Source organism: Paraferrimonas sp. SM1919 (assembly GCF_010993985.1).
Taxonomy (GTDB): domain Bacteria; phylum Pseudomonadota; class Gammaproteobacteria; order Enterobacterales; family Shewanellaceae; genus SM1919.
The window spans coordinates 23,355-32,838 of sequence record NZ_WINH01000033.1 but is presented as its reverse complement, the minus strand read 5'-3'; the positions used below and the strand labels follow the sequence as shown (position 1 = coordinate 32,838).

At 43.6% G+C, this 9,484-nt stretch carries 8 protein-coding genes and 2 tRNA genes; all 10 read left to right on the top strand.

Annotated elements, in window-relative coordinates; all coding sequences use genetic code 11:
- Positions 1–114: 114 nt before the first annotated feature.
- Positions 115–189 (top strand) — tRNA-Gly (locus GFB48_RS16245).
- 10 nt (positions 190–199) lie between these two features.
- Positions 200–275, top strand: a tRNA-Thr gene (locus tag GFB48_RS16240).
- Positions 276–399: 124 nt separating this feature from the next.
- Positions 400–1,584, top strand: a complete 1,185-nt coding sequence (gene tuf / locus GFB48_RS16235) for an elongation factor Tu (RefSeq protein ID WP_163938210.1) — start codon at positions 400–402, stop codon at positions 1,582–1,584.
- Between the two features lie 264 nt (positions 1,585–1,848).
- Positions 1,849–2,220 (top strand): preprotein translocase subunit SecE, encoded by a 372-nt coding sequence (gene secE / locus GFB48_RS16230; protein ID WP_163938240.1) that lies wholly within the window; start codon positions 1,849–1,851, stop codon positions 2,218–2,220.
- A gap of 8 nt (positions 2,221–2,228) precedes the next feature.
- Positions 2,229–2,774 (top strand): transcription termination/antitermination protein NusG, encoded by a 546-nt coding sequence (gene nusG, locus GFB48_RS16225; RefSeq protein ID WP_163938238.1) that lies wholly within the window; start codon positions 2,229–2,231, stop codon positions 2,772–2,774.
- Positions 2,775–2,909: 135 nt separating this feature from the next.
- Positions 2,910–3,338 (top strand): 50S ribosomal protein L11, encoded by a 429-nt coding sequence (gene rplK / locus GFB48_RS16220; protein WP_163938235.1) that lies wholly within the window; start codon positions 2,910–2,912, stop codon positions 3,336–3,338.
- Positions 3,339–3,342: 4 nt separating this feature from the next.
- Entirely contained in the window at positions 3,343–4,041 is a 699-nt protein-coding gene (gene rplA, locus GFB48_RS16215) for a 50S ribosomal protein L1 (RefSeq protein WP_163938231.1), read from the top strand.
- Between the two features lie 240 nt (positions 4,042–4,281).
- Positions 4,282–4,770, top strand: coding sequence for a 50S ribosomal protein L10 (gene rplJ / locus GFB48_RS16210; RefSeq protein ID WP_163938229.1), 489 nt, complete (start codon positions 4,282–4,284; stop codon positions 4,768–4,770).
- Positions 4,771–4,824: 54 nt separating this feature from the next.
- Entirely contained in the window at positions 4,825–5,190 is a 366-nt protein-coding gene (gene rplL / locus GFB48_RS16205) for a 50S ribosomal protein L7/L12 (RefSeq protein ID WP_163938225.1), read from the top strand.
- A 221-nt stretch (positions 5,191–5,411) separates the two neighbouring features.
- Positions 5,412–9,443 (top strand): DNA-directed RNA polymerase subunit beta, encoded by a 4,032-nt coding sequence (gene rpoB / locus GFB48_RS16200; RefSeq protein WP_163938222.1) that lies wholly within the window; start codon positions 5,412–5,414, stop codon positions 9,441–9,443.
- The last annotated feature ends 41 nt before the right edge of the window (positions 9,444–9,484 follow it).

The window sequence follows — 9,484 nt, the reverse complement described above, 5'->3', positions numbered from 1 at the left end:
TCCCGAGTGGCCAAAGGGATCAGACTGTAAATCTGACGGCTCAGCCTTCGATGGTTCGAATCCATCTCCCACCACCATTTTTTATTCAGTATGGAATGCCAAAACTGAATCTAAGCGGGCATCGTATAATGGCTATTACCCTAGCCTTCCAAGCTAGAGATGCGGGTTCGATTCCCGCTGCCCGCTCCAATTCTAGAGCGCTGATATAGCTCAGTTGGTAGAGCGCACCCTTGGTAAGGGTGAGGTCGGCAGTTCAAATCTGCCTATCAGCACCACTTCAGTTTCGTCTATCCATACTAAATAAACTTACTAATCGTCTTGTCTTTTGTTGGATAAGATGATTTTTTTGTACTATAAGTGATTATCTGATCACTAAACAATCGGACCTGAGGCAATAGCATGTCTAAAGAAAAGTTTGAACGTAATAAACCGCACGTTAACGTTGGTACAATCGGCCACGTTGACCACGGTAAAACCACTCTAACTGCTGCAATCTGTACTACTTTAGCTAAAGTATACGGTGGTGAAGCAAAAGACTTCGCATCTATCGATAACGCTCCAGAAGAGCGTGAGCGTGGTATTACAATTTCTACTTCTCACGTTGAGTACGATACTCCAACTCGTCACTACGCACACGTAGACTGTCCAGGACACGCGGATTATGTTAAAAACATGATCACTGGTGCTGCACAGATGGACGGCGCTATCCTAGTAGTAGCTTCTACAGATGGTCCAATGCCACAAACTCGTGAGCACATCCTACTTTCTCGTCAGGTTGGCGTACCTTACATCATCGTATTCATGAACAAGTGTGACATGGTTGATGATGAAGAGCTTCTAGAGCTAGTAGAAATGGAAGTACGTGAACTTCTATCTGAGTATGACTTCCCAGGTGATGACCTACCAGTTATCCAAGGTTCAGCTCTAGGCGCCCTAAACGGCGAGAAAGAGTGGGAAGACAAGATTGTAGAACTAGCCGAAGCACTAGATTCATACATTCCAGAGCCAGAGCGTGACATCGATCGTCCGTTCCTACTACCAATCGAAGACGTATTCTCAATTCAAGGCCGTGGTACAGTAGTAACTGGTCGTGTTGAGCGTGGTATCATACGCGTAGGTGACGAAGTAGAAATCGTAGGTATTAAAGAGACTACTTCTACTACTTGTACTGGTGTAGAGATGTTCCGTAAGCTTCTAGACGAAGGTCGTGCTGGTGAGAACTGTGGTGTTCTTCTACGTGGTACTAAGCGTGAAGAAGTACAGCGTGGTCAAGTACTAGCTAAGCCTGGTTCAATCAACCCGCACACTAAGTTCGAATCAGAAGTATACGTACTTTCAAAAGACGAAGGTGGCCGTCATACTCCATTCTTCAAAGGTTACCGTCCACAGTTCTACTTCCGTACAACTGACGTAACTGGTACTATCGAGCTACCAGAAGGCGTAGAAATGGTAATGCCTGGCGATAACATCAAGATGGTAGTAGAGCTAATCTGCCCAATCGCGATGGACGAAGGTCTACGTTTCGCTATCCGTGAAGGTGGCCGTACCGTAGGTGCTGGTGTTGTAGCTTCAATCGTAGAGTAACATCACGATTGTTTACACACTAAAAAAGGCGAGCTTGAGCTCGCCTTTTTTGTCGAAGTAATTGCCTTAGCTAGCCAACAATTCACCATAGTGTGATAATAATCGTTATTTATTAATATTCTTAATAAGGCGATGCTTGCTTGAATTATCGTTTCCTAATACAATCTATGACCAATTTTCGTCCTGAATGAGTTATAGTCGTTTAGGTAGTTTATCGTTAAGGACAGCATTCATAGCGAATGGATGCAGATTATGGGAAAGTCGATGACAACAAATACTGAAGAGCAAAGAAGCTCACTAGATTTTATTAAATGGGGATTAATCATCCTTATTCTTGCAGGAGCTGCTATCGGTAATCAGGTGTATGCAGACATTTCAGTGCTGTATCGTGCAATTGCTATTGTGGTAGCGTTTGCTGTATCTGCTGGTATTGCACTGCAAACTGCAAAAGGTAAAGCTGCTGTTACTTTTGCTCAAGAATCTAAGATGGAAGTACGTAAGGTGGTATGGCCTACAACCCAAGAAACCCGTACGACTACTCTTATTGTTTTAGCGGCAACCGGTATCCTAGCGTTTGTACTTTGGGTACTTGACTTTGTACTGGTTGAGATAGTTTCCTTTATCACTGGGGTTTAAAATAATCCATGTCTGAACAAGCTAAAAAAAGATGGTACGTTGTCCAAGCATTTTCTGGATATGAAGGCCGTGTTGCTCGTACTTTAAAAGAGCATATTAAGATGCACGGTATGGAAGACTTATTCGGGGAAGTATTAGTACCAACCGAAGAAGTGGTAGAAATGCGTGGTGGCCAACGCCGTAAAAGTGAACGTAAGTTCTTCCCAGGTTACGTGTTAGTTCAGATGGAAATGACTGAAGCAACTTGGCACCTTGTACGTAATACTGAGCGTGTGATGGGTTTCATTGGTGGTACCTCTGAACGTCCTGCGCCTATTTCAGATCGCGAGGCCGATGCCATCCTACAACGTCTTCAGGACAATGTCGATTCACCTGCACCAAGAACTATGTTTGAACCTGGTGAAGTGGTTCGTGTCACAGATGGACCATTCGCAGATTTCAATGGTACTGTTGAAGAAGTTGATTATGAGAAGAGTCGCCTGAAAGTATCAGTAATGATTTTCGGTCGCTCTACTCCAGTTGATCTTGAATTTGGTCAAGTAGAGAAGGCTTGATCACAAAATCAACGATTTTGATTTGCAAAAGGCGGTGCAGAGTTTATAATGCGCCGCCTTTGTTATTAAAAGGTTTAGGGGAGCTAAATTATCATAGGGATGATTTGGTGTTTGAACCCATACTGAGGAAGAAAAATGGCTAAGAAAGTCCAAGCTTATATTAAGCTACAAGTAGCAGCTGGTGCTGCTAACCCGTCGCCACCGGTTGGTCCTGCTCTAGGTCAACATGGTGTTAACATCATGGAATTTTGTAAAGCGTTCAACGCTCGTACTGATAAGTTTGACAAGGGTATGCCAATCCCTGTTGTTATTACAGTATACGCAGACCGTTCATTTACTTTTGAAACTAAGACGCCACCTGCATCTTTCTTACTATTGAAAGCAGCTGGTCTTAAGTCTGGTTCTGGTCGTCCTAACACTGAGAAAGTTGGTACTGTAACTGACGCTCAAATTCAGGAAATTGCAGAAACTAAAGCTGCAGATATGACTGGTGCGGATATCGAAGCAATGAAGCGTTCTATCGCTGGTACTGCTCGTTCAATGGGCTTAGTGGTAGAGGGATAAGATCATGGCTAAACTTTCAAAACGTATGCGCGTAATCCGCGAAAAAGTTGAAGTAACTAAAGAATATGAAATCAACGAAGCTATTGCACTACTTAAAGAATTAGGTACTGCTAAGTTCGTTGAATCAGTTGACGCTGCGGTAAACCTAGGTGTTGACCCACGTAAATCTGACCAAAACGTTCGTGGTGCTACTGTACTACCACACGGTACTGGTCGTGACGTACGTGTTGCTGTATTTACTCAAGGTGCTAACGCTGAAGCTGCTAAAGAAGCTGGCGCTGACCTAGTAGGTATGGAAGATCTTGCTGAGCAAGTTAAAAAAGGCGAAATGAACTTCGACGTTGTGGTTGCTTCTCCTGATGCAATGCGCGTAGTTGGTCAATTAGGTCAAGTATTAGGTCCACGTGGTCTAATGCCTAACCCTAAAACTGGTACTGTAACTCCTAACGTTGCAGAAGCAGTTAAAAACGCTAAAGCTGGTCAGGTTCGTTACCGTAACGATAAGAACGGTATCATCCACACTACTATCGGTAAGGTTAACTTCGAAGCTAAGCAACTAGAAGAGAACTTAGTAGCTCTACTAGATGCACTTAAGAAGGCTAAGCCTGCTGCAGCTAAAGGTCAATTCATCAAGAAAGTAACTATCTCAACCACTATGGGTGCAGGTGTTACTGTTGATCAAGCGACTCTAGCGATTAAGTAATTTACAAAGGTAAGAGGTTAGTTTATAATCTCGCGCCTTTAGGGTTGGTGACTTCATCTAGTAAGTCACCCGTCCAAGACCGCAGGGGTTAATTTACATTAACTTAATAACCTGCGTAGACGGTGGAAGGCCCAAAGTATGATTTATTTTGTACTGGAATCTTCACCGTGGTATGCCTAAGTCATGTTGGCTTAGGGTAGGTAAAATCTAGTTATCTAGATAAGATCCAGGAGCATAAAAATGGCATTAAATCTTCAAGACAAAAAAGCAATTGTTGCTGAAGTCAACGAAGCTGCCAAAGGTGCCCTGTCTGCAGTTGTAGCTGACGCGCGTGGCGTTGCTGTTGCTGATATGACTTCTCTACGTAAAGCCGCTCGTGAAGCTGGTGTTTACGTGAAAGTTGTTCGCAACACTTTAGCACGTCGTGCCGTTGAAGGTACTGACTATGAATGTCTAACAGACGTTTTTGTTGGTCCTACTTTGATTGCGTTTTCAAACGAGCACCCAGGTGCTGCAGCACGTCTTTTCCAAGACTTTGCTAAAACGAATGAAAACTTCGAAGTTAAAGCCGCTGCATTCGAAGGCGCTGTGGCTGACGCCGCTGTGTTGGCTAAACTGCCAACATACGACGAAGCAATTGCACAGCTAATGATGACCATGAAAGAGGCATCAGCTGGCAAACTGGTACGCACTATTGCGGCTATTCGCGACGCAAAAGAAGCAGCTTAATTTCGCTGTTGCTGTCGCTTAAAGAACGTATTTTTGACTTTAAAGAGAATTGTTATGTCTATTACTAACGAGCAAATCCTAGACGCAGTTGCAGAAATGTCTGTAATGCAAGTTGTTGAGCTAATTGAAGCTATGGAAGAGAAATTCGGTGTTTCTGCTGCTGCTGCAGTAGTTGCAGGTGGCGGTGACGCTGCTGCAGCTGAAGAAAAGACTGAGTTCGACGTAATCCTAGCTGGCGCTGGTGCTAACAAAGTTGCTGCTATTAAAGCAGTACGTGGTGCAACTGGCCTAGGTCTTAAAGAAGCTAAGGCAATGGTAGAATCTGCGCCTGTAGCTCTTAAAGAAGCTGTTTCTAAAGAAGAAGCAGAAGAGCTGAAGAAAACTCTAGAAGAAGCTGGCGCTTCTGTAGAGATCAAGTAAACTATAATTTAGTTTACCCACCTAAGAAATTAGGTGTAGGCTGGTGTTTATTTAAACACCAGCCTTTTTGCGCTGTAAGGTATGGCGAATTTATCACCGTTTGTCGTCATTTTCTTAGCGGTTCCTGGCAGAGATTATTGGTCGGGTTCTTGCCTCCAACGGTGTGGGCAAACAGGCTGCTACAGCAGTTTGGGTCAGTTACAATCAAGTAGAGGAAACCCATGGTTTACTCCTATTCTGAAAAGAAGCGTATCCGTAAAGATTTTGGTAAGCGTCCACAAGTTTTGGATGTTCCTTACCTTTTATCTATTCAGTTAGACTCGTTTAGCAAATTTATCGATCAAGACCCTACTGGTGAGCGTGGTTTAGAAGCCGCATTTACCAGTGTATTCCCGATCAAGAGTTTCTCGGGAATGTCAGAGTTACAATATGTTAGCTACCGTCTTGGTGAGCCAGTATTTGATGTTAAAGAATGTCAAATTCGTGGCGTGACCTATTCTGCACCATTACGAGTAAAATTAAGACTTGTAATTTTTGATAAAGAAGCGGCACCAGGTACCGTAAAAGACGTCCGTGAACAAGAAGTTTACATGGGCGACATTCCTTTGATGACTGAAAATGGCACCTTTGTAATTAATGGTACAGAGCGTGTTATTGTTTCTCAGCTTCATCGTTCACCAGGTGTTTTCTACGATCACGATCGTGGTAAGACTCACTCATCTGGTAAAGTGCTTTATAATGCACGTGTAATTCCTTACCGTGGTTCTTGGTTAGACTTTGAGTTTGATGCTAAGGACTCACTATTTGTACGTATTGACCGTCGTCGTAAATTACCTGCGACTATCATTCTACGTGCACTTGATTTCACTACTCAAGAAATCCTAGATTTATTCTTCGAGCGTGTTAACTATGAAATTCGCAAAGGCAGCCTGATGATGGAGCTGATCCCTGAGCGTTTACGTGGTGAAACTGCTAGCTTCGATATCAAAGATGGCAATGGCGATGTATTAGTAGAAAAAGGTCGCCGTATTACGGCTCGCCATATTCGTACTATGGACAAGCAAGGTTTAACTCACCTTGAAGTGCCTATTGAGTATGTAGCTGGAAAGTTAGCGGCTCAAGATTTTATCGACGAAGCAACTGGCGAAGTAATTATTGCTGCTAATGATGAGTTTACTCTAGAAAATCTAGCGGCTATGTCACAAGCAGGTATTAAGGCCTTTGCAGCATTGTATATCAATGAACTTGATAGCGGTGCATTCATCTCTGATACCTTAAAAATAGACAGTACAACTAACCGCCTTGAAGCTCTAGTAGAAATCTATCGTATGATGCGCCCAGGTGAGCCACCAACGAAAGATGCTGCTGAAGGTTTGTTTGATAACTTATTCTTCTCAGAAGAGCGTTATGATTTATCGACCGTTGGTCGTATGAAGTTTAACCGTCGTCTAAGTATCGAAGAAGGCGTTGGATCTGGCACATTATCGCGTGAAGATATTGTTGCTGTAATGAAGAAGATCATTGAGATCCGCAACGGTAATGACGATGTCGATGATATCGACCACTTAGGTAACCGCCGTATCCGTAGTGTAGGCGAAATGGCTGAAAACCAGTTCCGTGTAGGTCTAGTTCGTGTTGAACGTGCCGTACGTGAGCGCCTAAGTCTTGGTGATCTTGATGCTATCATGCCGCAAGATCTAATCAACGCAAAACCAATTTCGGCTGCAGTTAAAGAGTTCTTTGGTTCTAGCCAATTATCTCAGTTCATGGATCAGAACAACCCATTATCTGAGGTAACTCATAAGCGTCGTATTTCTGCGTTAGGTCCTGGTGGTTTAACTCGTGAGCGTGCAGGTTTCGAGGTTCGAGACGTTCACCCAACTCACTACGGTCGTTTATGTCCAATTGAGACCCCAGAGGGTCCAAACATTGGTCTTATTAACTCACTATCTACTTACTCACGTACTAACGAGTATGGTTTCCTAGAAACTCCATACCGTCGTGTTGTTGATGGTGCGGTAACTGACGAAGTTGATTACCTATCTGCAATTGAAGAAGGTAAATTCGTTATTGCACAGGCGAACGCCAACACTGATGAAGCAGGCAAGCTAATTGATAGCATGATCCCTTCTCGTCACAAAGGTGAATCAACGTTTGCTGATGCAAGCCAAATTGAATATATGGATGTTTCTCCACAGCAGATTATTTCTGTGGCAGCATCTCTTATTCCGTTCCTAGAGCACGATGATGCTAACCGTGCACTTATGGGTGCGAACATGCAGCGTCAGGCTGTTCCAACACTAAAGGCTGATAAGCCTCTAGTTGGTACAGGTATTGAGCGTGCACTAGCGGTTGACTCTGGTGTAACGATTGTTGCTAAGCGCGGCGGTACAATCGATTACGTTGATGCGTCACGTATCGTTCTTAAGGTGAATGAAGAAGAGCTGATCCCTGGTGAAGCTGGTATCGACATTTACAACCTAACTAAGTACACCCGTTCTAACCAGAACACCTGTATTAACCAGCGTCCTACCTGTAACGTAGGTGACCCTATTGTTAAGGGCGACGTATTAGCTGATGGCCCTTCAACAGACCTTGGTGATCTAGCGCTTGGTCAAAACATGCGCGTAGCTTTCATGCCTTGGAATGGTTACAACTTTGAGGATTCGATCTTAATTTCTGAGCGCGTAGCGCAAGAAGATCGTTTCACTACCATCCATATTCAAGAGTTACAGTGTATTGCTCGTGATACCAAACTTGGCAGTGAAGAAATTACCGCTGATATTCCAAACGTTGGTGAATCTGCATTATCTAAGTTAGATGAATCAGGTATCGTTTACATCGGTGCTGAAGTTAAAGGCGGCGACATCCTAGTAGGTAAAGTAACGCCTAAGGGTGAGACCCAGCTGACTCCAGAAGAGAAGCTATTGCGTGCAATCTTCGGTGAAAAAGCGTCTGACGTTAAAGATAGCTCGCTACGTGTACCTAACTCTGTTACTGGTACCGTAATTGACGTTCAAGTCTTTACCCGTGATGGTGTAGAAAAAGATAAGCGTGCAATCGAAGTTGAAGAAATGCAACTTGCTCAAGTTAAGAAAGACTTAACTGAAGAGTTTAAAATCTTTGAAGATGGCATTTTAAATCGTGCGAAAGCAATTCTATTAGAAAACGGTTTATCTGAAGCGCAACTATCAGCGGTTCCACGCACTCATTGGCTAGAGCAAAGCCTAAGCAATGAAGATGCGCAAACTCAGCTTGAGCAACTGGCTGAGCAACATGCTGAAATTAAAGCTGACTTCGATAAGAAGTATGAAGTTAAGCGTCGTAAGATCACCCAAGGTGATGACCTAGCACCAGGCGTACTTAAGATTGTTAAAGTATACCTAGCCGTTAAGCGTCGTTTACAACCAGGTGATAAAATGGCAGGTCGTCACGGTAACAAGGGTGTAATTTCTACCATTGTTCCTGTTGAAGATATGCCATACGATGAAAATGGCGATCCAGTTGATATCGTGCTTAACCCACTAGGTGTACCGTCTCGTATGAACATCGGTCAGATCCTAGAAGTACATATGGGTGCCGCGGCGAAAGGTATCGGTAATCGTATTACTGAAATGCTTGAGCAACAACGTGCTATCGCTGAACTTCGTGATTATATTAAGCAGGTTTATGATTTAGGTGAAGGTATCCAACAAAAAGTGGATATTGAAAGCTTTACTGATGAAGAAATCATCCGTCTAGCAACGCACCTAAAAGGTGGTATCCCAACGGCTACTCCTGCGTTTGATGGCGCTAAAGAAAGCGAAATCAAACAAATGCTTACATTAGCAGGTCTACCTGATTCTGGTCAGCGTACCCTATGCGATGGTCGTACTGGTCGAGAATTTGAGCGTCCTGTAACTGTTGGCTACATGTACATGCTGAAACTAAACCACCTTGTAGATGACAAGATGCACGCCCGTTCTACTGGTTCGTACTCTCTTGTTACTCAGCAACCGCTAGGTGGTAAAGCTCAGTTTGGTGGTCAGCGTTTCGGTGAGATGGAAGTTTGGGCACTTGAAGCTTATGGTGCTGCTTATACTCTACAAGAAATGCTAACTGTTAAGTCTGATGATGTGAACGGCCGTACTCAGATGTATAAGAACATCGTTGACGGTAATCACCAGATGCAGCCAGGTATGCCGGAATCATTCAACGTATTGTTGAAAGAAATCCGTTCTCTAGGTATCAACATTGAGTTGGACCAAGAGTAAGTAAGCAATAGATTAATTTAGCTAGGGTAGCTCGTGATACG